This is a genomic window from Cyclobacterium xiamenense (assembly GCF_042140265.1).
Taxonomy (GTDB): domain Bacteria; phylum Bacteroidota; class Bacteroidia; order Cytophagales; family Cyclobacteriaceae; genus Cyclobacterium; species Cyclobacterium xiamenense_A.
In genome coordinates this window covers 528,009-551,009 of the sequence record NZ_CP159481.1, presented here as the reverse complement: position 1 = coordinate 551,009, position 23,001 = coordinate 528,009, and the positions used below count along the sequence as shown (strand labels likewise).

The 23,001-nt window shown below is 49.7% G+C and carries 18 protein-coding genes; 2 read left to right on the top strand and 16 right to left on the bottom strand.

Annotated features, from left to right (window positions below; all coding sequences use genetic code 11):
* Window positions 1-554: 554 nt before the first annotated feature.
* A complete protein-coding gene (locus ABWH99_RS02315; RefSeq protein WP_375584704.1) occupies window positions 555-2,396 on the bottom strand; it encodes a Xaa-Pro dipeptidyl-peptidase in 1,842 nt (613 codons plus the stop codon).
* 326 nt (window positions 2,397-2,722) lie between these two features.
* Between ABWH99_RS02315 and ABWH99_RS02310 the strand changes: the two genes are divergently transcribed.
* Both ABWH99_RS02310 and ABWH99_RS02305 read left to right on the top strand, forming a co-directional pair.
* Window positions 2,723-3,271 carry a fasciclin domain-containing protein gene (locus ABWH99_RS02310; RefSeq protein WP_375584703.1) on the top strand — a complete coding sequence of 183 codons (549 nt, stop codon included), beginning with the start codon at window positions 2,723-2,725 and terminating at the stop codon, window positions 3,269-3,271.
* Between the two features lie 256 nt (window positions 3,272-3,527).
* The gene (locus ABWH99_RS02305) at window positions 3,528-4,334 is read left to right on the top strand and encodes a metallophosphoesterase family protein (protein ID WP_375584702.1); all 807 of its coding nucleotides are present in this window, start codon (window positions 3,528-3,530) and stop codon (window positions 4,332-4,334) included.
* A 73-nt stretch (window positions 4,335-4,407) separates the two neighbouring features.
* On the opposite strand, the gene ABWH99_RS02300 is transcribed toward ABWH99_RS02305, so the two are convergent.
* The 15 genes from ABWH99_RS02300 to ABWH99_RS02230 form a co-directional block, all read right to left on the bottom strand.
* Window positions 4,408-5,835, bottom strand: a complete 1,428-nt coding sequence (locus ABWH99_RS02300) for an amidohydrolase family protein (protein WP_375584701.1) — start codon at window positions 5,833-5,835, stop codon at window positions 4,408-4,410.
* The gene (locus tag ABWH99_RS02295; RefSeq protein WP_375584700.1) at window positions 5,832-7,487 is read right to left on the bottom strand and encodes a metallophosphoesterase family protein; all 1,656 of its coding nucleotides are present in this window, start codon (window positions 7,485-7,487) and stop codon (window positions 5,832-5,834) included. Before ABWH99_RS02295 ends, ABWH99_RS02300 begins: the two co-directional genes overlap by 4 nt.
* A gap of 23 nt (window positions 7,488-7,510) precedes the next feature.
* Window positions 7,511-8,599, bottom strand: a complete 1,089-nt coding sequence (locus tag ABWH99_RS02290) for an alkaline phosphatase family protein (RefSeq protein WP_375584699.1) — start codon at window positions 8,597-8,599, stop codon at window positions 7,511-7,513.
* Between the two features lie 269 nt (window positions 8,600-8,868).
* On the bottom strand, window positions 8,869-9,399 hold the full coding sequence (locus ABWH99_RS02285) for a DinB family protein (protein WP_375584698.1): 531 nt from the start codon (window positions 9,397-9,399) through the stop codon (window positions 8,869-8,871).
* 33 nt (window positions 9,400-9,432) lie between these two features.
* A complete protein-coding gene (locus ABWH99_RS02280; RefSeq protein WP_375584697.1) occupies window positions 9,433-11,244 on the bottom strand; it encodes an acyl-CoA dehydrogenase family protein in 1,812 nt (603 codons plus the stop codon).
* 54 nt (window positions 11,245-11,298) lie between these two features.
* A complete protein-coding gene (locus tag ABWH99_RS02275; protein ID WP_375584696.1) occupies window positions 11,299-12,471 on the bottom strand; it encodes a thiolase family protein in 1,173 nt (390 codons plus the stop codon).
* 119 nt (window positions 12,472-12,590) lie between these two features.
* Window positions 12,591-14,996, bottom strand: a complete 2,406-nt coding sequence (locus ABWH99_RS02270) for a 3-hydroxyacyl-CoA dehydrogenase/enoyl-CoA hydratase family protein (RefSeq protein WP_375584695.1) — start codon at window positions 14,994-14,996, stop codon at window positions 12,591-12,593.
* 44 nt (window positions 14,997-15,040) lie between these two features.
* Complete coding sequence (locus ABWH99_RS02265; RefSeq protein WP_375584694.1) at window positions 15,041-15,472, bottom strand: MarR family winged helix-turn-helix transcriptional regulator; 432 nt, start codon at window positions 15,470-15,472, stop codon at window positions 15,041-15,043.
* A gap of 615 nt (window positions 15,473-16,087) precedes the next feature.
* Window positions 16,088-17,839 (bottom strand): Ig-like domain-containing protein, encoded by a 1,752-nt coding sequence (locus ABWH99_RS02260; protein WP_375584693.1) that lies wholly within the window; start codon window positions 17,837-17,839, stop codon window positions 16,088-16,090.
* Window positions 17,836-18,723, bottom strand: a complete 888-nt coding sequence (locus tag ABWH99_RS02255) for a class I SAM-dependent methyltransferase (RefSeq protein WP_375584692.1) — start codon at window positions 18,721-18,723, stop codon at window positions 17,836-17,838. Before ABWH99_RS02255 ends, ABWH99_RS02260 begins: the two co-directional genes overlap by 4 nt.
* A 1-nt stretch (window position 18,724) precedes the next feature.
* Window positions 18,725-20,593: a tRNA uridine-5-carboxymethylaminomethyl(34) synthesis enzyme MnmG gene (gene mnmG, locus ABWH99_RS02250; protein WP_375584691.1), complete on the bottom strand. Its 1,869-nt coding sequence runs from the start codon at window positions 20,591-20,593 to the stop codon at window positions 18,725-18,727.
* A 31-nt stretch (window positions 20,594-20,624) separates the two neighbouring features.
* The gene (gene ybeY / locus ABWH99_RS02245; RefSeq protein WP_375584690.1) at window positions 20,625-21,089 is read right to left on the bottom strand and encodes an rRNA maturation RNase YbeY; all 465 of its coding nucleotides are present in this window, start codon (window positions 21,087-21,089) and stop codon (window positions 20,625-20,627) included.
* Between the two features lies 1 nt (window position 21,090).
* Window positions 21,091-21,492: an ATP-binding protein gene (locus tag ABWH99_RS02240; RefSeq protein ID WP_375584689.1), complete on the bottom strand. Its 402-nt coding sequence runs from the start codon at window positions 21,490-21,492 to the stop codon at window positions 21,091-21,093.
* Between the two features lie 25 nt (window positions 21,493-21,517).
* The gene (locus ABWH99_RS02235; protein WP_375584688.1) at window positions 21,518-22,291 is read right to left on the bottom strand and encodes an exodeoxyribonuclease III; all 774 of its coding nucleotides are present in this window, start codon (window positions 22,289-22,291) and stop codon (window positions 21,518-21,520) included.
* Window positions 22,288-22,650 carry a hypothetical protein gene (locus ABWH99_RS02230; protein WP_375586527.1) on the bottom strand — a complete coding sequence of 121 codons (363 nt, stop codon included), beginning with the start codon at window positions 22,648-22,650 and terminating at the stop codon, window positions 22,288-22,290. Before ABWH99_RS02230 ends, ABWH99_RS02235 begins: the two co-directional genes overlap by 4 nt.
* Window positions 22,651-23,001 lie beyond the last annotated feature (351 nt).

Sequence of the window (23,001 nt, the reverse complement as noted above, 5' to 3'; positions counted from 1 at the left end):
ATGCCCACATCATGAGTTTTTGGACGCCTTGATTGATTCATATCTTCTGTAGATAACTATTAGCTAAGTCGTAAATTTCTCAAGCTTGCCAATCAACCAAGTATATTTAATTGCTTTCTCCTCGTTTACTTGCTTGATCGATTCATGTTCGCATTAATTTAAGCCCTTAAAATAGCCTAAATCTTTCATTTATCTCATTTTACGATAGACTTTTCAATCTCTTCCCTTTTTGTCCGTCCGAGCGTAGCAAAAAAATGCCTCATTTGGATTCTTGTCTTTGGCTTTTGAATCGGTAACAACCAAATGTACCTAAAAGCGCATTGGTGTTTTCAACATCTTGGACAAGAAAAAGTGAATAGGAGAACCACGGGGAGTATAAAAAGTGGTGAAGCACTTCACTTTACCTTTTATGCGGGAGTAATCTGTGTTTTCAGTGTTGTTCCTATTTTTCACCACTGATTCACACCGATTTCCACCCATTTTTTGTTGCCTCAAACAAACCAGCTTATCCCTAATTAATCTGTGCGAATCTGTGTTATCTGTGGTGAGTGACATTATTCCGTAGCTGCCTGATACGCCTCGATACCTCCCACCACTGGCAGCCTCAGCGAACTGGCATCCAGGTCCACCGTCAACTCGGTACCGGGCTCGGGCCAAAGCGTAAATTCCTTGTCGCTGGAAAAAATCAATAGGGCGATCTGCTGACCCTTCGGAATGACCTGGTCGTCGGGCTGCAAGTCAAAACTAACCGTGTAAAACCGGCCCGGTTTCAAGGGCTCGCTTTCTGTCAGGGAGCGGTGATTCTGCGGGTCCGCCCATCCCCGGGTAATGATATTGTCGGTGATTTTCGTATTTTTCCGCTCGTTCCAGGGCAGGGAGACCAACCATACGGACAAGTTGGCGGCTGCTTTGCTGGAGGCCAATCGAAGGGTTATTTCCGGCAGGCCGGACAGGTGCAGGTCTTCCTTCAGTGAAGGACTCACAAACAACAAGCGGTGATCGGTGAGCTCCGCCTTTGCCAGCGAAGCCCCGTCAAAAGAAAAATTATCAATCAGGGTCTCCCTTCCTTGCCGGGCGGGTTTCTCCAGCTGCAGCTTTCCAGCGGCAGGAGCCGCACCTTCCAAAAACAGCGACACGGACTCGGATTGAGGATGGGGATAGGCTTCGTAGGGAGTGGGATTGTCCTGACTGTCCCCCTCTCGCACAATCCAAACTTCCGGGTCCTCTTCCACGCCATTGTCCACTCCGTGCAGGTAACGGGTAAACCAGCGGTTCATCATCCGCAACGGTGGCGGGCCGCCGTGCCCGTCCTGGTGGTAATATACCTGCACCGGAAGTCCCATGTCCCGTGCTTTTTTATAGATCCTGTAGCTGTGTTCGGGCATCACGTTCCAATCGTTGAAGCCATGGGCCATCAGCAGGGCGGCCTTCATGGGCTCCATTTGGTTCAGGTAATCCCGGCCTGCCCAGAAATCATTGTAATCCCCGGTGACCCGGTCCATCCCGGCTTTCATTTCGGTATCGCGGATGCGGGCATTGTTACTTGCCCGTTTGGCCGGATCCCCACTGTGAATAAAGTCGTACAGCACGTCAATGTCTTCGCCCAGGTAGCCCCCCGGCGAACGTACCAATCCGTAGGAACGGTAATAGTGGTAGTAGGAGGTATTGGGTGCAATGGGAATGATGGCCTCCAATCCCTCCACACCGGTGGTTGCGGCAGCCAGGGGCAGGGTGCCGTTGTAAGAGGTTCCCGTCATGCCCACTTTTCCGGTGGACCAGTAGGCTTCCACCCGCTCACCACCCAGGGGAGCGGTATAGCCCCGGGCCCTTCCGCAGAGCCAATCGATCACGGCTTTGGGGGCCAGCGACTCGTTTTTGCCACCCACGGTCGGGGCTCCCTGGGAAAGGCCGGTGCCGGGGGAGGAAGAGTGGACGACAACGTATCCGCGGGGAACCCAGGTTTGCAGGTGTGAATCGGAAATAAAGGGGCGGTTATTGCGGGCGGTCACTTCCGGTGAAACCCGGCTCTTTGGCGGGGATCCCAATTCGTGGCGCACGTCCCAAAAAAGGCTGTCCACATCGGGTGCGACCCCGGCGAAATAGGGGCTACTGACGTAAATCACGGGTAGTTTCAATCCCTGGTATTCGGTCTGATAGGGACGGGTAACGGAAACGTGCATGCGGTCGGGTTGACCATCCGCATCCGAATCGAATTCGGTTTCCACCCATAGGTCGTGCCGAATCCAACGAGACGGATCCTTGAAGGCCGGTACTTCCTGGGCCTCCCCGTCCAGAAAATAGGGCTTGGCCTCCGATTGGGCGGCCAGGGGTGAGACAACTACTCCGGTTGCCAGCCAAAGGCAAAGGGTCAATAGGGGATGGTTTCGCTTCTTCATGGCTCTAAAATAGGGATTTTTTGAAAGGTACCGAAATGAACGGCCAACCGCCTGCCGCCTGGCTGTGGAAAAGTTGCCCGAAGAAAAACCGCCCGAATGAAGCCCCGGCATTTGACCAGGGCGCCCTTCCCAATCGCCCGGCCCCACAGGGACGTCTCCGCGCGGATTCGGTCCCCCTGTCCGCTAAAGGTATTGCCTGTTGCGGTACTTCCTTTTTTCTAAAAAGAACCTCGTACGGCTTCGGATTCGCTTTTTTCAAAAAAGTTTTAAACTATTCTGATTATCAGTTGTTTAAACTCCGTACTAACTAAAATCAACAATTGATTATGAAACGAATGATGTATGTATCCGCACTCCCTGCACTGATGGCCTTGCTCTGGGTGACGGCTTGCGGAAGCCCTCAAAAAGAAACCACGGAAGAAGAAACGGAGATGACGATGGAAGAAGCAACACCCGAAGAGGTGGAGCCTTCCATTGTAGACATTGCGGTGGGCTCGCCGGACCACGGAACGCTGGTTACCGCTTTGACTACTGCCGAATTGGTAGAAACGTTAAGTGGTGACGGCCCCTTTACGGTATTTGCACCAACCGATGCCGCTTTTGCCGCCCTGCCGGAGGGAACGGTGGCCTCCTTGCTGGAGCCGGAAAACAAGGATCAACTCACGGGAATTCTGACCTACCACGTCGTTGCAGGAAAAGTCATGGCCTCGGATCTGTCGGACGGGCAGGTAGTGGAGACACTTAACGGCGGCACAATTACGGTTTCCATTGCCGGAGGCACGGTGCAAATCAATGGAGCCACCGTGACGGCGGCCGATTTATCCGGAAGCAACGGGGTGATTCACGTGATCGATGGCGTGCTTTTGCCTGAATAAATGGTTCAATAAGCACCGCTTTTTCGGCCGAAGTCGCAAAACGCATTAAAACATTATTGCTCTACCTAACCAACGGGAGGCTGTCCATTTCTATGGGCAGTCTTTTTTTGTAAACCGGGGACGGAAAAGGGGATGCACCCGGGCCGCTCGTCCAGCGGTCTGCTGAAACCCGATCAAAGCCCAGGGGAGAAAGGACGCTGCCAAACCAGAAAAATTGACTATTTTCGAAGCAGATACCATGTCATTTCCTTTCCGCATGAACCGTAGACACTTTTTCCAAAAACTCAGCCTGGTTGGCGCGCCACTGTTGGCGCTACCAATGCTTTCGTTTGAAAATCGGGTTTTTCCGAAAACCGGCCGATTGAAATTCATTACCGCCTCCGATGGGCATTGGGGGCAACCGGGCACCGATTACGAAGTGGCGCACCGTGAACTGATCGAGGCGATCCACCGGGAAAAGGATGTGGATTTCGTGCTGTTCAACGGAGATTTGATCCACGACGATGCAACCTTGCTTCCCGAGGTAAAGGGCATTTACGATCAGCTGCAGGTGCCCTATTACCTGGCTCGTGGCAACCACGACCGGGTTTCCGAGGCGGAGTTTTTCCGCATCATGGGACAACCGACCAACCATGCCTTCCCGGTCGGGGACGACATGGGCGCAATTATCCTGGATTGCTCCAACGAAAAAGGGGAATACCGCTGCGTGGATCTGGATCTGGCAAAAACGTTTCTCGACGAGTACGCCGATCTTTCGCATGTTTTTGTTTTCGTACACATCTCACAAAACGATTGGACCCGGCACGGGATCGATTGCAAGCCCTTGTTGGATTTGCTGGCCTCCTACCCGGCGGTCCGCGCCACCTTTCATGGCCACGACCACGATGTGGACGGACAGATGATTTACCGCGGCAAACCCTTTCTCTGGTCGGGGCACTTCGGTGGCTCCTGGGGCAACCCCTTCCCCTCTTATCGGGTTTGCGAGGTAGACGCTAGCGGCAAGGCAAGCACCTACCTTAAAACAATCAGGGAAGGAGTCATTCTAAATGCGCACAGCCTCTAAGCCGGACTTGGCGTCAATGGTTCCTTGATGCTGCCAGCCAAAGCAACACTGCCCCGGAACTGACCGGCGGGTTTCACGGCATTGGTTTTCCGTCTACCCGCCAGGTATCGTCCATGGCAGCACCCACTTTTCCTTTCACCGCCTGCAGTAGTTTTTGTGGATCGTAGCCCTTTCCCTCTTTGAAAACCAAAACCGGATTACGGATAACCCGCGGATCTGCCTGCAGGTCTCCGTCCAGCAGTAGTAGGTCGGCACGCATGCCCGGCTGCACCTTTCCGATATCCGTTCTTCCCAGTAATCGGGCCCCATTGGCGGTCAGAATCTGCACCGCGGCTTGCGGCTCGAATCCTGCCTCGATAAACAGCTCGTAATTCTTTTGATCCCCGTATCCCGGCAATACGTGCAAACCCGGGTCCGGTCCCGCTGTCAGTAGCCCTCCGGCCCGAAAAAATGCCCGGTCAAATTCTAGCGATCGAAGGAGCCACGCTTCTTTGACACCCCCTTCTCCTGCGCGGGACTCTCTTTCTTTCCGCCTCCGCTGGTACGCCTGGACATGAAAGGCATCCATGGCCTCCAGGCTTCGTGGGTCGGCGAGGCCCCTGGCCTGGGCTTCCAAAATGGCGGGGGTACTGGAAATGGCAACTCCCTGCTTAATCAGCAACTGTATCAACTCTTGAACGACCGGCTCCTGCACTCCCAGCGTGGATCGAAAATCCACATTACCCGAACAGGTTCCCGGCACCCGGTCGGAAGCGAAATCAAAGGCGTGGATAAACCCGTGTTCGATAGCATCAATCCCGATTTGTGCCGCCTCGCTATAGCTCGTTGCACACAGGTGTCCGGTGACTTTGGCCCCCTGCCGGTGGGCCTCGTCTACGATGACGCGAAGATCTTCCGGTCGGGTATTCCGGTACACTTTAAACCAGGCCACACCCTGTCGGGCCCAGTAGCGGATGGTATCCCGAACCTTTTTCTCCTCGGTGAATCGCACGAAATGATCCCTTCCTTGCCTTCCGGTAAAATAGGGAGAAGAGGGAATGATCTCCGGTCCCGGGTAACGTCCCTCTTCGATGGCCCGGGCCAATGCCAATTCCTCGGCCGGATGACCCGTTCCACAGGTTTGAATGGTTGTGACCCCACAAGCGAGGTATAGCTTGGGGCCGGTGTAGAGCAACGCTCCCTGAGGCAAACGGAGGTGGTTATGGGTGCCGATCAGGCCCGGTAACAGTGTCATGCCCGATGCGTCCCAGGTTTCGTAAGCTTCTGGAACGGGCACATCTCCGGAGTGGCCAATCGCCAAAATACGGCCATTTTTGATCAACACCGTTTGGTCCAAAAGGGCGGGATTGCCCGAACCGTCGAATACTTTTGCGTGTACCAGGGCAATCGAGTCTGCCGATGTCTTTATAAATGCAGCTGCCGTATCAGAAACGACCAATGGTTGATTCCAGACAAGGATACGCAAAAGGTGAACGAGTAGGTAAACGGTAAAGGGATTCATTTTGCTGCGGTAAATTCATCCAGGATGTGTCCATCCAGGTCGTATGCATGGAATTGCATCCGCGTGGAATCAACGTTGAGTATGCCGTAATGGTGTTTTTTGATTAGCCGGTCCATTTGTGGCGCTTCGGATTGCTCCCCCTGGGGTTCCAGGCCTCCTCCTGCCCCACCTACCACCAAAAAATGTACCGGATTACCGGAAAACTCGAGGGATAAACGCTCGTAATCGTGTGTATGGCCTGCCACAACCAGGTCCACCAGGCCTTGATGAAAAAAAGGCTCCAACAGTTGGCGGATCGTCCATTCCCCGGGGTAGCCCGGCCATCCTTGAGAATAGGGTGGCTGGTGCAGCAACAGCATTTTCCAGCGGGCAGTTTGCCAGGCTTCGGACCGCATGTTTTTCTCCAGCCATTCCCGCTGACGGGTACCTTCCGGTATGGATACCGGAAAATGAAGGTTTGGATCCAGGCTTAGAATGGCCAGGGGACCGAACACCTGCACGCCAAAGGTCGGGGTTTCCGGCAAAAATAGATACCGATGGAGCTGCCGGGCATACAAATCGTCGTAGTGCCCGTCGTAGTCATGGTTGCCGGGTACAAGGAATTGAGGGGTTTGCATGCGGGCAAGCAGCTGCAAAAACCGCGGATAGGCCCCTTCCTCCGAACCGTTATTGACCAAATCACCCGCTCCCAGGCTGAGATCCACTTGCTTAGCATGGACGGCATCGGCAACCTCCCGAAAGGTTTTCCATCCACCCTGCGAATCGCCCCAAAGTGCCAAACGGATGGATTCATCGGCAGGGTCGGGAGCAGTCAGGCTAAAATGCCCCTGGTACGATTTGTTTTGGTAGAGGTCAAAGGAAATCGTTTCTCCCGGTTTCACTGGATGGGTAAAAATGCCATCACTGGATTTTACCCGCTGTTCTTCTCCCCGTTTGGTGCGCAGCAGGGCTGTGCCGGCAGATTCACTCACCCATCGGATAAAGGGCTTCCCGGACGTTCCCCAGATCAGAACGGGTTCGGTAAATAAAATGGGGAATTCCGTGAGGCGGTCCCTCAGTTCGGGAAAGGATAATTCTTCGCATTGTTTCAGCTGTTTCGGGTCCTGCAACAATTCCAATTTACGGTCCACGAGGAAACCTTCCCGGATTTGCATTTTTTTGTCCTGCCAGGCCAGGTAGTCCTCGTTGGAGAGGAATTGGACCCGCCGGAGCCCGCCGGCCATGGCGTTATTGACTACCCGAAGTCCCAATTCGGTCTTCCCTCCGGTCGGCAGCACAAAATAATCTCCGGCCCCGGCCCGTCGAACACGCCTTCCGTTCATCCAGCATTGTACCCCATCGTCTGCATCTACCAGCAAAATGCCGGGTTCCAGCGTTCCTTCCCAGCGGTACCAAAAAGAATGATTGGGCAAGGTGAGGCGGTGGGGCAAAGAAACTGCCTGGGACTGTAAAAAATGAGCGGGCCATTCTCGATCGATCCCGGACATAGAGTCCGTGCCCAGAAATATCCAGTTGGTATCGAGAAGCTGCAGTGCTTCTTCCGGCAGCCGGGGATGAAAAAAACCAGCGGCTTCGTGGTCGTTGTACAAAAAGACCTCTTTGAAGGTCGCTTTTTCCGGCCCGGTGCGGCAGGCCGGCAGCGCAAAAAGCATGCAGAGGAAAAGAATCCGAAAACTCATGGCAGCACCGCCTCAATGGCTGGGTCTGCTTTTTCATCCGGATAGGAGAGGCCCAGCAGCTGGAAAATGGTGTTGGGAATCATTGCCGCATACAACCCGGCGTCTGTTTTTACCTCACCGAGGGAAGGACTATCGGGTCCAATGGCGGCTATCCAAATCTCACGGGAACGGGGAATGCCCGATCCATGCCCCGTCCAGGTAGACTTTTCCACCCCTCTTCCGTGGTCGGTGGTGACGATCAGGGTGGTTTTGTCTGTATATCCCGGGGTAGTCTGAATGTATTCCCAAAGATCCTTCAAGTAGGCATCAAATTGGCGAATGGAATGCAGGTATTCGTCGTAGCGGTTGTCGTGCGCCCAATCGTCCGGTTCTCCATAAGCTATCAAGACCACTTTGGGCCGTTGTTTTTTAATCGCCTCCATCGCATAGTGATGGGTAAAGGGATCCAACCTGACGCCGGCCCAGGGACCTCGGATTTCCGCTTGTAAGCGATTGATCAGGCGTTCCGTGTCGCTCAGGTTGGGACCGGTTGCGGTGGAAAATCCGGCGTTCACCGGTATGCCACTCCGCTCCGTATTGATAATGTAAGGGAACACATCCCAGCTGCCAAAGGCAAGGACCTTTCCCCGGTAGGCGGGCATCTGCTGCAGGTGTTCGAGCAGGGTGATGTTCGGATTGTTGTTTTTATCGTTTGAGGTGATACGCGCATCGTCTGCCCTACCGGTCAGTATTTCGTTGTAGCCCGGATAGGAAAACAACATGTTGTTTCGCAAATCTACCCGGTTGCCCAGGTAGCGATTGCCATGCAGCTGCCCCGCTTTTGCCAACGTGCTCCAGGTAAAAGGCATCAGCAGCTCCCGTCTGCGTGAGGGATCCGTATGCCAGTACTCTTCCAATAATTCGCCTTGCTTTTCAACCATACCGGTATCGTCGACAAACAGCGAATCGGCGCCCCGAAAGAGTTCCTGCCAACGCAGGCCATCCACGGTGATAAGGAAAACGTTTTCTGTCTTTGTGGTTTTTTGTGCATGAGCCATGCAAATCGGTAATGCAAAGCCAATCAAATATAGGACAACTTTTTTCATCGGTTTATACGGGGTTTGGTAGCGGCCATTCGATTCCCCTTATGGAAATCGCGGCGAAATCAGGTACGGGGTATCCCCTGTGAAAAGGATCCGGATCGGGCGAGCGTTATCTCGTGACATTAAATATATGGATTTTGACGGTGACCATTCCGGTTAATTGCTATTTTTCTGGAGAGGATACCGTTTTCGGCCATCCGGTCAGGTCCAAGAGCTTTTTTCCGGCAAGCTACTGCCGATTGGGTCCATTGAAAAGGCAGCGATGCGCCTCCTTACTCGGCAGTGAATTCTGCCTGCTGATGCTTCAAAACAGTAGCCGTTACCAACAGCTGGCCCAAATGACGCTGGCTATGTTCGGCTGCGTGAAAATAGAGGCCCATGACCGTGCTGGGAAGCTTTTTTCTACCAACAACTCTGATTTCCCGAAGGCTCGCTTCGCTGGTTCGTTTAAAAATTTCCAACGTTTCCGTTACTTTTTGGTCAAAGCGGTGAATGAGGACCTCAGTACTCAGCGTTGGATGTGGTTTCGATTCCTGACGAAGGTATTCCCATTGGGCTTTGGTTAACTGCTTCCCTTCGGCATAAGCAATGAGACGGTCCAAGACGCCCGTTAAGTGCAGCAGATGGAAGCCAACCGATGCCCTTCCTGCCAGGGATACCCACAAGCGTTCCTCGGGAAAACCCTTCAAGCAGCCGGGTAACTCTTCCCGGGCCTGCAACAAGGCATGGGCCGCCGGCTGCAGAAAGAAAGGGATATCCGGGACGGGTCCGCGTAACCAAACTTCTGGCTTACTTGTCGTCATCGTGATCTACTGGTTTTTCCTGGTCCGAATCAATCAAGCGTGAAAGAAGAAATACTTTCCTTCCCTTATCAATGCCTGGGCAATTTCCCTCCGAAGCTTCGTTGGGTTAATCGTTTCTCCATAGCGGGTGAACCGTTTCAATCCCAGTAAAAGAAACTTTTTTTCATCAGCCGAAGCAAACGAAAGAATGGCTTCCCTTCCGGCCGCCTGGATTCGTTCGACGGCTTCGTAAAGGTACACGCTGCTAACAGCCCGGTGGTAGGTCACTGCCTGCTCTCCGCGCTCTGCCAGAAGTTTTTCCGAACGCAATACAGTGGATTCGGCCGCATAAATCTCGATCAAGATATCGGCGAGGTGCATCAATAGTTCTTGTTCCCGCTCCAGCTTGTCTCCCAAGCTATTGGAGGCCTGTCCACCAATCATTAAAAACACTTTTTTCAAGTTCTTTAAAACTTCTTTTTCTTCGGAGAATGGCTCGGATAGATCCGGTTGGGAAAAGTCCGGTACGCCCTTCAATTCTTCTGCCACCGCCATCGCCGGTTGCATGATGGGCAATTCACCCTTTAAGGCCCGTTTGAGTAACATGCCAACCATCAGCATGCGGTTTATTTCGTTGGTTCCTTCGTATATTCTGGAAATCCGTGCATCCCGGTAGGCGCGTTCCATGGGAGCTTCGGCAGAATAGCCCATTCCTCCGTAGATTTGCACGCCTTGATCCACCACGTAATCCAGTACCTCCGATCCGTGTACTTTGGCGATGGCACATTCAATGGCAAATTGCTCCACCCCTTTTAAGCGGGCTTTCGCCGGGTCCATCCCCTCCGCTTCCAGCGCATCGATCCGATCTTCAATGTCTTGACCGGCCCGATAACACAGGGATTCACAGGCAAAAGTCCGGATGGCCATTTCGGCCAACTTCGCCTGTATGGCACCAAAAGAATCAATCGTAACACCAAACTGTTTTCGTTCAGCGGCATAACGGATAGCCAGACCCAGTACGCGGCGACAGCCGCCCAACACGCCGGCACCCAGTTTGATGCGGCCAATATTCAAAATGTTTACCGCTATTTTAAACCCGTTTCCTCGCTCGGAAAGCATGTTTTCCACGGGTACCGGGCAATTGTTAAAAAACACCTGCCGGGTGGAACTGCCCTTGATGCCCATTTTGTGTTCTTCTTCGTTCATGGTAATCCCGCCGAAACCCTTTTCTACCAGGAATGCAGAAAGGTTGGCGTCGTCGTCCACTTTTGCGAAAACAATAAAAAAATTGGCAAATCCCGCATTGGAAATCCACATTTTTTGCCCATTTATCAGGTAGTGGGTTCCCTCCGGGTTCAGGGTAGCTTTGGTCTTTCCGCTATTGGCATCCGAACCCGCATCGGGCTCTGTAAGACAATAGCAGGCAGCCCATTCGGCATTGGAAAGTTTGGGGAGGTATTTTTCTTTTTGGGCGTCATTTCCGTAGTACAAAACGGGAAGTATCCCAATGCCCGTGTGGGCACCATAGGTCGTTGAAAAGGAACCGGCTGCTCCGATAATATCGGCTATTAACATGGAAGTATTGAAACTCATGCCCAAGCCCCCATAGGTTTCGGGGACCGAAATGGCCAGCAATCCCAACTCCCCCGCCTTTTTCAAAATAGCGGGAACCAGGTCCGGCTGCTGCATGCTGTCGATATCATCCATTCGCACCAGGATCTCCCTGTCCATAAAATCCTGACAGGCCTCCGCCATCATCATTTGTTCTTCGCTAAACGATTCTGGGATAAAAATATCGGAAGCAGCGGTATCCTTGATAAGGAATTCGCCTCCATTTAAGCTATTTTTTTTTCGTAATTCTTCCATGGTTTATTCATTTGAGAACGGTCATTGGCTCCAAGATGCGGGGCACCGGCCTTTTCAATAACGTTCGAAAACGCCCGCAACGCCTTGTCCCCCACCCACGCATGCAGTCACCAGTCCGTATTTTTTTTCGCGCTTCTTTAATTCATTCAGAATCTGTACGGATAGTTTGGCTCCGGTACATCCCAATGGGTGGCCCAATGCAACGGCTCCTCCGTTTACGTTTACGATCGCAGGATCAAAATCCAGCGCCCGGATTACCGCAAGCGCCTGCGCAGCAAACGCTTCGTTCAATTCAATTAAATCAATTTCCTGCAAAGAAATACCCGCTTGCTTCAGTGCCTTAGGAACGGCATATTTTGGTCCGATACCCATTATTCGGGGTTCCACGCCCGCTACAGCATAGGAAAGCAAGCGTGCCATGGGTTCCAGACCCAAGTCTCTCATCATACGCTCCGACATCACCAGCACGAATGCGGCCCCATCGGAAGTTTGGGAAGCGTTGCCCGCCGTAACCTGGCCTCCCTGTTTGAATACCGGTTTCAATTTGGAAAGCACCTCCATACTGGTACCCGGGCGAGGACCTTCGTCGGTATCGACCGTAAACTTTCGCTTCCGCCGCTTTTCCTCCTGATCCAAATAGGTTTCTTCGACTTCCACGGGGACAATCTCGTCTTTGAAGCGCCCCTCACGGATAGCGTTAATGGCCTTTTCGTGGGATTGAACGGAAAATTGATCGGAGTCTTCCCTGCTGATCCGATAGTCGTTGGCCAATTCTTCGGCTGTCAAGCCCATGCTCAGGTAATAATCCGGATGCTGGGAGGCAATCCCGTAATTCAACGCCGTCTTGTGGCCCATCATCGGTAGCAATGACATGGATTCCGTGCCTCCGGCAATGATGCAGTCGGCCATGCCCATATTGATTTTTGCGGTGGCCAACGCGATCGCTTCCAGCCCGGAACCGCAGTAGCGATTGACAATGAATCCGGGACATTCTTCTCCAAGTGCCAATAGGGAGATCATCCGTCCCATCTGCATCCCCTGCTCGGCTTCCGGAATGGCATTTCCCACGATCAGGTCTTCTACCTGTTTGCTTTCCAAACCAGGGGTGTTGGCAAGCAGGTGCCTGATAACGTCTGCCGCCAGGTCGTCCGGACGATAGAATCGAAAACTGCCTTTTTTTGCTTTTCCAACTGCGGACCTGTATCCATTTACGATGTATGCATCCATTTCTTTTTTGTTTTCGTGTACCAGCAGTAGTTTGATCAGCCGAAGGTGCCGTAGTCATTTCTTTCCGAGGAGGACGCGGCTACCTGATTTCGATTTCTACTGCGAGAGTTTTCCATGAATCAATTTCTCAAAGGTTTGCCTTTGAATAAAATACTATGAATCCGTTCGAGCGTTTTCTTTTCCCCCGTCAAACTCAGAAAGGCTTCCCTTTCCAAATCCAATAAATACCGCTCGCTAACGGTAGTCGGTGCTGAGAGGTCTCCGCCGCTCATAACCCAGGCCAATTTTTGCGCGATTTTGGCATCGTGTTCGGAAATGTACTTTCCATAACGCATACCGGTGATCCCCGCTTCTATCAGGGCAAGGGCCGATTTTCCCAAAACCCGGATAGCCGTGTTTTCTACCGGTTGGGTATAACCTGCATCCGCAAGTAACAGCACCTGTTCTTTCGCTTCTGCAAGTTGGCGTTTTCGATTAATGGAAACGGCATCTTTCTGCTCCAGATAGCCCAAGGCCCGGGCTTCTTCGGCAGAGGTAGATACCTTCGCCGTCGCAATATTCATAAATACCTCCTGCAGGCGATTCAATTCCACATCTCCGGCTACCAAATTTTTTGACACACGGGCGACCATTTCTTTGGTTCCTCCTCCAGCCGGAATCAAACCGACGCCCACTTCTACCAATCCCATGTACAATTCGGCATGTGCCTGAATTTTATCGGCATGCAGGGACAGTTCGCATCCCCCGCCAAGGGCCATATTGTGGGGTGCCACGACTACCGGGACAGAGGAGTACCTGGCCCGCATCATCGTGTTCTGAAACTGAGCGATCATTAAATTGATTTCATCGAAATCCCGGTCTCCGGCAAACATGTAAAGCATGGCCAGGTTGGCGCCAGCAGAGAAATTTCCACCCTCATTCCCGATTACCAAGCCTTTGTAAGATTTTTCCGCCATGCCAATGGCTGTGGTAATACCCGCCACCACCTCTTGACCGATCGAATTCATTTTGGTATGAAATTCCAGTCCAAGTACCTCGTCACCCAAATCAAATATGGTTGCTCCCTCGTTTTCCCAGACTTTGTTGCCGGCAGCTCTTAACGTGTCGAGTACTATGAATTCATCCAATCCCGGGATTTCCTGATAGGATTTGGAAACCTGATCGTAGTAGTGACGCTTTCCATTTTCTACCTTGTAAAACGAATCAATCCCGGTTTCCATCATTTCATACACCCAGTCCGCAGGCTTTTGACCCGCCGCCTCCATCTTGGAAACGGTCTCTTTGACACCCAGAATGTCCCAATTTTCAAAAGGTCCGTACTCCCATCCAAACCCAGCGCATACCGCCTGATCGATCCGATACAGCTCATCGGCTATCTCCGGTATTCTGAAAGAACAATAGCGAAAAAGGTCGTAGAAACTGGCCCGATAAAATTCTCCGGCCTTGTCTTCGTAATTTACCAAAAACCGAATGCGCTCCTTCAGGTTATCGATTCCTTTCGCCTTCTCAAGCGCTTCTATTTTAGGTTTTTCTACCGGCTTGTACTCGTAGGTCTGAAAATCGATTTCTTTTAGTTCTTTTTTTCCGTTTTCATGCCGGATCATATGAAAGAAACCCTTGCCACTCTTGTCTCCGTACCATTGGTTTTCATTGAGCACCTGCACACTTTTAGGAAGTTTGAATACATTACGCGATTCATCGTGCTCCAATACATTGTAGAGATTTGTCGCGACGTGCACGGTAGTATCCAATCCTACCACATCCAAGGTTCGGAAGGTAGCTGACTTTGCCCGTCCGATTACCGGACCTGTCATCTTATCTACTTCGGACACGCCCAATCCCATTTTCTCTATTTGATGAATGGCAGCCATGATCGCATATACCCCAATGCGATTGGCAATAAATGCCGGCGTATCCTTGCAAAGCACGGTTTCCTTTCCTAAAAACCGGCTACCATAATCCATTAAAAACGACAGGTGTTCAGGAGCCGTGGCTGGTCCGGGAATTATCTCCAATAATTGCAAATACCTGGGTGGGTTGAAAAAGTGAGTCCCGGCAAAACAGGCTTGAAAGTCGCTGGATCGGGAATCGGCCATTAGGTGAATGGGTATACCGGAAGTATTGGAAGTAATCAACGTTCCCGGTTTTCGGTATTTTTCGATTTTCTCAAACAGCTGTTGCTTTATCTCCAAATTCTCAATGATCACTTCTATGATCCAATCACAGGTTGCAATCGCCGGCAAGTCATCGTCAAAGTTTCCTGTTTTGATTCGTTCCACGTATTCTGCCAAATAAATCGGCGACGGCTTTGAACCTACGGCCTGCTGAAGGGCATCGTTTACCATGCGGTTACGGACCGCCTTGTCCTCCAGAGTCAATCCTTTCTCCTGCTCTTTCTTTGAAGGGGCCTTGGGTACGATATCTAAAAGCAAAACCTCTACACCGATATTTGCAAAATGACAGGCGATTCGGGATCCCATTATTCCGGAACCTAAAACAGCTACTTTTTTGATCGTTCGTTTCATAGATAGTTTGGTTATTTCCGGGAGCTTATGCCCTGTACGGGAAATTATTTCTGAATGGTTTCAATGACACGATGAATTTTGTTAAACAACGCAAAAAAAGAATTTAGCTCTGTTTCTGTTAACGAACTTTTCATCTTTTCGTTAAACGCTTTTATTGTTTTCACCGCAGCCAGTTTTTTTTGCTTTCCCAACTCGGTCAAAATGATCCGAACCGATCGCTTGTCCAGCGCATCCGGTTGCCTAACAATCAACTTTCGTTCCTCCATCGACTTTAATATCCGCGTTAGACTTCTGCTTTCCAACCCCATCATGGGAGCGATTTTTGTAGCCGCTGTCCCCTCCTGTGAATGGATATTAATCAATACAAATCCCATGGAAGCAGTGATTCCCTCTTTCTGAGCTTCCTGGTTATAAATCCTCGATATGGAGTGCCAACAGCATTTGATATGATAATCGATGGTTTCCTCTTTCTTCATTCGACCTATAATTGATTCAATTTACTAAAAAAAATTATGCATGCATAATAAACGTTTTGTTTTTTCGGCACGATCATCGACGATTATCGGACAAGATTCCTGTCAGCGACTGTACTCATTCCCGTAGGAAAAAGAATCAGATCGTCAGTGGTATTTGGCAGCCGTTTCAACGCAAGGGTACAATGGCGTTATGCACATCCCTATAATTAGTTGATTTTTAATTTTAAGAAGAAATTACTGTTATTATTAAGAGGTGGATATGTGGGTAAGCGGAGGGCCAGGATAGTTGTGGACATGCTCTGCCAGGTTCTCAATCGCTATTCACATACTATCCACGACAGTTTTTTAGGCTAGAGTCGAAAGAAGACTGCTTTTTGGTTTTTCTGTGAATAGAGTGGATAACGGACAGCGTATGTTTTGGGGATAAATTTTTGTGTGCGAAGTGGTGGATATTTGTGTATAACCCAGGCATTATCCCCAGGAATTATGTTTGGCCTGGCAGGTAGTGTTTTTTGTGAGCTGCGGGTGTGCATGACATTGCTTTGTACCGGAGTTTTCCTCATTTACCAGGTGTTTGTGAACAATTGGGATGTATTAGATTTAACTATTTGATAATCAATTCATTAAATCCTCTTCTTCTAGTATAAGTATTTCCAGAGGCAACCGAATGGATTGGGTTTCCCGGATGGATTCTTCCGTGTTCGCAGGGAAGCCGGATTTTCGTCTGGGTTCAATGATCAGGTCTTCCAATGTCCAGCCTCCTCGAACGATCAATTCGTCTGTTTGTTCTTCTGCGTCATAGAAGTAGTAAATGGGTTCAGGTTGCCGTAGTAAACGATAGTTTCCGGGGTCCCATCGTTTGTTTTGGTTTTGATCGACTATCACTTGGATTTTATAGGTGGTTGCTTCGATATTCGTGAAGGAAAAATAATTGGTATCCGTCAGGTATTGCTCGAGGACCGGCTCGTCGCTGGTATTGAGTAATTGTACCAATAATGGCCGTTCATTGGTGGCAACAACACCTGAGATCCCATCGGCGAGATTATCGGTTTTTAGTCTGCTAAAGGTCGTTTTTATTGTTTCTTCGTTCCATTGGTTTTCTATGTCCTGGAACGTGGAATCGCTGGCGTTGAGGGTTAATTTAGCAATGGTTAAGGTATCGGGCACGCGGTAATTGAGCTGTAGCCGGGTTCGTAGGTGGGTACTATCTGAGAAGCTCAGCATTTCCGGGGTAATGGGGATGCGACCCGCGCTATCGTAGGAAAAAAAAAGGGAGTCGTACTGGATCTGATAAAGGGGTTTATTAAACGTTAGCATAGCGTTTATTTCGTCGATGAATTCGTTTGTCGCATTGCTTGTAACGGTTAGTTTTTCTTTGTTTCGTTGACTTTCCTGGAAGTTTGCGTATAGCAAGGTGTCTACTCGGTTTCCGACGGAGTCTTGCAGTTGCAAACGGATTTGTGTACTGTCATTCTGCAGGTTGCGGTGATACAGGCGAATGCTGTTGTCCTGCTGCCGATAGAACAGGGATTCGTTTTTATCGGGGTGATCGATCTGAAAATCGACGATGGGTTTACTTAGGACTACGTCGTAGTTGGTTCCTGTACCTGAGGAGCGACTGATTTTAAGCTCGGATAAGTTGGCTTTTGCCAGGTTGATGTGTAAATCCGTTACATTGGTGTTTATGTCAACTGGGTCGGTGAGGAATCCATAGGCCTCGTTACGGTATTCTGCCTTCAACGAGTTGTTGTCGTCATACCAAGCGTAGGCTTTAAATTTACCAGCTTTAATGTTGGTGATAACAAATCCACCCGCTGAGTCTGCCTGCGTGATGTAGTAGGGTGGCGCAGTGAATAGGTCGGTGGTATCCGTTTCCCGATAGAGGCCTATCAATACATCTTCAAAATTAGGTTTATCGAAGGGTTGCACAAAGTCCACAGTACCGGAGAGTTGTAGGCTATCGATGGTTGGTCCGGTGGAGAACACAAGTTTCAGGCGTTCGGCCGGGTTTTTTTCGGTGATGTCCTGTATGCTGGTTTGGAAGTTAAAGAGGTAGGTTGTGGTATCTTCCAGTTCTTGATTCAGCGTAATTGTCACCCGGTTCTTATTCGCTAAGAATTCTACTTTTTCTGTTTCTATCCTGGGGGTAATGATGATGGATTGGTTGGGTGTTTCCAGCGTGATGTATTCGTCAAAATCCAGTGAAATCTCCTCGGGTTTAACTTCTGTGCTTTGATTGGTTGGATTGGATCCGATCAATACCGGGGGATCTTCGTCTTTTGGCCCTCCCATAGGAGAGCTTTGCTTGGCGCAAGCGCTAATCAAGAGAATCGAACATCCCAGGAGGTATCGTAGTAGTTTCGTCATTTTTTCTTGAGGACAAAAAGTAGACTGGAGTAATTGTTTGCGTGTTTTTTTGCTTCTTGATTTGATCGGTAGCCGGATTGGATTGCTTTGAGAAAGGTATTGGCTGATCCCAGGTATTGATGGCTTAGGAGGGACACGTAATAGCTGTCGAACTTCATTGGTAGCGTGTCTACAATTCTGCATCCGTGCCGTTCTGCCAGGTAGTGCATCGATCGTATATTGAAGTGGTACAAATGCCTGGGTACATCCCATGCCGCCCAATTTTCTTTAAATGCGGATGCATCTGCTGCGTCCCGATTGGGTACGGCAATAAAGAGCAAGCCTCGTTTTTTCAATCGGTCCAGGAGTATCTTGAGTGTCTTGTTTAGAAGATGTACGTGTTCAAGTACATGGAACAGGGTGATCACATCAAATTTCTTTTCTTGTTTGAGAGCTTGTAGGTTTGGAACGAGCGGAATTTCCAGGTCATTTCTGGCGATTTCAGCGGCCGTAGCATTTGGTTCCATACCGTAAGCCTCCCAACCGTCCTTTTGACAGGTTCTCACGAAGTGGCCGATGCCGCAACCAAAGTCCAGGAGGCGTCCTTTTTTTGTATAACGCGTATTGATCCAGGCAAGTTTTTGGCGTAAGGTATAGGTTCGTACGAGTTTATAGACGATATCGGTGATTCCTTTGCTTTGTTTCTGGTGGGAGATGTACCGATCCGACGTGTAGTAATGGGTGCTATTGTCTGGGTCCGGCCTGGGGTTGGTAAACCAAAGGTCACAGTTTTTGCAGGCACAGATGATAAAGGATTCCTGGCTTATGGCTTTGTCTTCAACGATAATATGATTAGTGAAGAGCCCACTTTTACATAAGGGGCATTTGGTTAACCGTTCGTACATGTTACCTTCCTAAATAGATGGTCAATATTGACATATCTGCGGGTGAGACGCCACTAATTCTAGAAGCCTGGCCCAGGGTTTCCGGGCGAATTTTTCCTAATTTTTGGCGGCCCTCGGCAGAAAGTGCTTTGATGGCAGCGTAATTCATTCCCGAGGGTATGGCAAGGTTTTCCAGGTGACTCATCTTTTCGACCATTTGTCGTTCCTTTTCGATATAGGAAGCGTATTTTATTTGGATTTCTGCTTGTTCTTGTACGGCTTTTGGGTAGGAAGTCAACGTGGATTTCACGTGTTCCGGGCTGCCGTCAATTAATTCTTTTAAACCGATTTGGGGCCGTTTGAGCAGTTTATCGGCGGTGATCTTTTCTTTTATTGAGGCAGTGTTTAATCGTTCCAACTGATTATTGATCTGATCCGGGCTGTAGCGTATTTGTTGCAGGGTATCGATTAGCTCTTCCGTTTTCGCTGCTTTTTCTCTCATTTGTTGGTATTGTTCCGCATCTGCAAGACCTTGTCGGTATCCCGATTCGGTGAGGCGAAGGTCGGCATTGTCCTGGCGTAAGAGAAGGCGGAATTCAGCCCGGGAAGTAAACATGCGGTACGGTTCTTCGGTACCTTTGTTGATGAGGTCGTCGATTAGCACACCGATATAGGCCTCTGATCGTTTGATAACAAAAGGTTCTTTTTCGTTGACCTTGTTATGTGCGTTCATGCCGGCGATCAATCCCTGACAGGCTGCTTCTTCGTATCCGGTGGTGCCATTGATTTGCCCGGCAAAATAAAGGTTTTCGACCAGTTTGGTTTCCAGTGTTAGTTTGAGCTGTGTGGGTGGAAAGTAATCGTATTCGATGGCATATCCGGGTCGGAACAGTTTCGCGTTTTCGAAACCTTCAATCTTCCGCAGCGCCTTGTACTGCACTTCCTCCGGCAATGAGGTGGAAAATCCGTTTACGTAGATTTCTACCGTGTTCCAGCCCTCCGGCTCGACGAATATCTGGTGGCGTTCCCTCTCCGCAAAGCGGTTGATCTTATCCTCTATGGACGGACAATAGCGGGGACCCAGTCCCTGGATTCGGCCGTTAAACATGGGAGATCGGTCAAATCCAGTCGCTAGTTGTTCGTGCACGGCTGTATTGGTATAGGTAATCCAACAGTTGCGTTGCTCTCTTACCGGGCTGGTTTCAGAGGAATAAGAAAATTTTTCAGGGAGGGGATCTCCTTCCTGGACCTCCATACGGGAGTAATCGAGGCTACGGCCATCGACGCGTGGGGGTGTTCCGGTTTTCATGCGACCTGCTTCGAACCCCAAAGCTACCAGAGTTTCGGTGATGCCTTTGGCGGCTCGTTCGCCGGTACGCCCCCCACCCATTTGTTTTTCGCCAATATGTATGATTCCATTTAAGAAGGTGCCGTTGGTGAGGACAACTGCACGACTACGTATTTCCAGTCCCAGGCTGGTTTTTACACCGATTACCCGATGATCTTTTACAAGGAGGTCTGTGATCATCTCTTGCCAAAAATCAACCCCTGGTGTTGCTTCCAGTGCCAGACGCCATTCTTCCGCAAAGCGCATGCGATCGTTTTGGGTTCGGGGAGACCACATGGCCGGCCCTTTGGATCGGTTGAGCATGCGAAATTGGATCGTGGATTTGTCAGAAATGATTCCGGACTTTCCCCCAAGCGCGTCGATCTCCCGTACAATTTGTCCTTTGGCCACCCCACCCATTGCAGGATTGCAAGACATTTGAGCGATCGTGTTCATGTTCATGGTACAGAGCAATACACGCGACCCCATTTTGGCTGCTGCGTGAGCGGCTTCACAGCCCGCATGCCCGGCCCCTACTACTATTACATCGTATATTGGAAACATAATTTCTCTTTTGGTGTTCCACGTGGAACAGTTAGATTAGGTTTTGGTCTTTTGGTGTTCCACGTGGAACAGTAATTTTGGAATAATGCGCCACCGCCTGATCTTCCTCTTTTCGCATCCGGTGTTTTTCGGATGGGCTTTTGTCTTTGTATCCGCACAAATGGAGCAAGCCGTGTGCGATGACGCGTAGAAGTTCGGCCGGGTAGGTTTCGCCTTCTTGCTTGGCGTTTTCCCGCACGCGGTCGACGCTGATAAACACATCGCCTTCAATGGTACGGTCTTGTTCGGACTGATCAAAGGTAACGATATCGGTGTAGGTATCGTGTTTCAGGTAGTTGAGATTGATTTGGTGCAAATAATCGTCTGTGCAAAAGACATAATTTAAAGAGTCGATACGGTAACCTTTGGCAGCAGCGATAGCGTGTAGCCAGCGTTTGATCCGGCGACGTTGCCTGAGTTGCGCATTTATCCCTTCTTCAAAGAAGTTGACAGCCATGTTAATTCATGTAAAAAGTGAGAATGATTCGGCTACCCTCTTTTTCAAATTGAATTTCGTCGCATAGGTGCTTCATGATGAACACCCCTCTCCCACCCGATTTTTCCAGGTTTTCCGGAGCGGTGGGGTCGTTTAAGTGGTGGTAGTCGTAACCCTCCCCCTCGTCCTCAATGATGAACTTAACCTGGTCTTCCAGAAATTTCAATTCCAGTCGAACGCTCTTTTTTTTGTTTTCTTTGTTGCCGTGAATGATCGCATTGCTCACACATTCGGTTACGGAAATCATGATATTGCCGTATATGTCATCGTTGATGTGAAACTTTTCCCGGGCATTATCAATGAAACTCTCTATGATTGTGATGTTTTCAATCAAAGATGGGATTGATATTTTTATTGATTTCATTGATTGTTTAGGCTTTAATCATGATTTAATTAGTAGTATCTCCTAGCGCTATCAGGACAGGGCAGTGATCCGAATGGTGTGCATCCGTCAAAATCTCGGCTTGCCTTATCCGCTTGCTAACACCCGGTGTGGTCATGTGATAGTCGATTCGCCAGCCCTTGTTATTGGCCCGGGAATTCGCCCGGTAACTCCACCAGGTGTACTGATCCGGTGATTGATTCAGCAGACGGAAGGTATCTGTAAAACCGGAATCGGTAAATTTATCCATCCATGCCCGTTCTTCGGGCAAAAAACCGGAAGTATTTTTATTGGCTACAGGATTGTGTATGTCTATGGCTTTGTGGCAAATGTTGTAGTCCCCACTCAAAATGAGGTTTGGATGGGTCTTTGTCAGGTCTTGACTGTATCCGTAAATATCGTCCAGGAATCGGTATTTGAAATCCTGGCGAATATCTCCGGTGGTACCGGATGGAAAATAAGCACTGATAAATGAAAAGTCCGGATAATCTGCCCGTATCATCCTGCCTTCATCATCGTAGTCTGCGATACCCATGCCGTACGTTACCTCAAGGGGTTTGGGCTTCGTTAAAATAGCTACCCCGCTGTATCCCTTTTTAACCGCAGGATACCAGTACACCTGATACCCCATATCCTCGAATTCCGAAAGGTCTACCTGGTTTTCCAGGGACTTGATTTCCTGCAGCCCGATGATATCCGGATCGGTTGCCTTCAGCCAGTCCGAAAAGCCTTTTTTTAGGGCTGCGCGGATTCCATTGACGTTGTAGGATACGATCTTCATTTGATGTCTATTTCAAATTCGTCTTCGAAATACTCCAAAACATGAATCTTGAGCATCTTTTCTTGTTCCATGGCATTCAAATGTGGCAATGTTTTTTCTAATTTCCAATGTGGCCAACCGTCCTGATCAATAAAATCAAGGGAATAAAACCCGGAGCGACTCAGGATCCGGCAGACCGCAATGTGCATCAAATCCTGTTTTTCTTCTTTTGAAAAATTTCTGGGTCCACTGCCCAATTCCTGTACGCCGATGATGAACAATACGGCATTTAGGTCCGTTGGTTTTTTCCCCAATAATTGCTGTAATCCTACCAGTAGTTTGCCCCACCTTTTCTCAAGATCCAAATCCTTTTTCACCAATGCCATGTCTGTTTTTGTATCTGGCTAAAAAAGCCCTTTTCTCACGTTGGTATTTTTGGTACCTTTAATTGTATGACGGTCCTACAAAGATAGCAGGTTAACCGGCTCGTTACGTATAAACAACCCATTTTAGGTATGCGTTTCAATTATTGGCAGGATTTTATCTCTTTGGTTTTTCCTGAAACCTGTTGTATTTGCAAACGCAGCCTCTTTCCTTTTGAAAATCAGCTCTGCAAAATATGTATTTCTCGTCTTCCGCTGACAGATTACCACCTCATTCCCGAGGATAACGACCTTAAAACCAAGGTTTTGGGCCTTGCTCCGGTAGGTAGGGTCATTTCTTACCTCCGG

Coding starts and splice junctions, on each gene's coding strand:
- ABWH99_RS02290 (WP_375584699.1), bottom strand. CDS start 8,599: ATGAAAAAAGTTGTCCTATATTTGATTGGCTTTGCATTACCGATTTGC.
- ABWH99_RS02235 (WP_375584688.1), bottom strand. CDS start 22,291: ATGAAGATCGTATCCTACAACGTCAATGGAATCCGCGCAGCCCTAAAA.
- ABWH99_RS02300 (WP_375584701.1), bottom strand. CDS start 5,835: ATGAATCCCTTTACCGTTTACCTACTCGTTCACCTTTTGCGTATCCTT.
- ABWH99_RS02275 (WP_375584696.1), bottom strand. CDS start 12,471: ATGGATGCATACATCGTAAATGGATACAGGTCCGCAGTTGGAAAAGCA.
- ABWH99_RS02285 (WP_375584698.1), bottom strand. CDS start 9,399: ATGACGACAAGTAAGCCAGAAGTTTGGTTACGCGGACCCGTCCCGGAT.
- ABWH99_RS02270 (WP_375584695.1), bottom strand. CDS start 14,996: ATGAAACGAACGATCAAAAAAGTAGCTGTTTTAGGTTCCGGAATAATG.
- ABWH99_RS02305 (WP_375584702.1), top strand. CDS start 3,528: ATGAACCGTAGACACTTTTTCCAAAAACTCAGCCTGGTTGGCGCGCCA.
- ABWH99_RS02265 (WP_375584694.1), bottom strand. CDS start 15,472: ATGAAGAAAGAGGAAACCATCGATTATCATATCAAATGCTGTTGGCAC.
- ABWH99_RS02255 (WP_375584692.1), bottom strand. CDS start 18,723: ATGTACGAACGGTTAACCAAATGCCCCTTATGTAAAAGTGGGCTCTTC.
- ABWH99_RS02315 (WP_375584704.1), bottom strand. CDS start 2,396: ATGAAGAAGCGAAACCATCCCCTATTGACCCTTTGCCTTTGGCTGGCA.
- ABWH99_RS02310 (WP_375584703.1), top strand. CDS start 2,723: ATGAAACGAATGATGTATGTATCCGCACTCCCTGCACTGATGGCCTTG.
- ABWH99_RS02295 (WP_375584700.1), bottom strand. CDS start 7,487: ATGCTTTTTGCGCTGCCGGCCTGCCGCACCGGGCCGGAAAAAGCGACC.
- ABWH99_RS02280 (WP_375584697.1), bottom strand. CDS start 11,244: ATGGAAGAATTACGAAAAAAAAATAGCTTAAATGGAGGCGAATTCCTT.
- ABWH99_RS02260 (WP_375584693.1), bottom strand. CDS start 17,839: ATGACGAAACTACTACGATACCTCCTGGGATGTTCGATTCTCTTGATT.
- mnmG (WP_375584691.1), bottom strand. CDS start 20,593: ATGTTTCCAATATACGATGTAATAGTAGTAGGGGCCGGGCATGCGGGC.
- ABWH99_RS02240 (WP_375584689.1), bottom strand. CDS start 21,492: ATGAAATCAATAAAAATATCAATCCCATCTTTGATTGAAAACATCACA.
- ybeY (WP_375584690.1), bottom strand. CDS start 21,089: ATGGCTGTCAACTTCTTTGAAGAAGGGATAAATGCGCAACTCAGGCAA.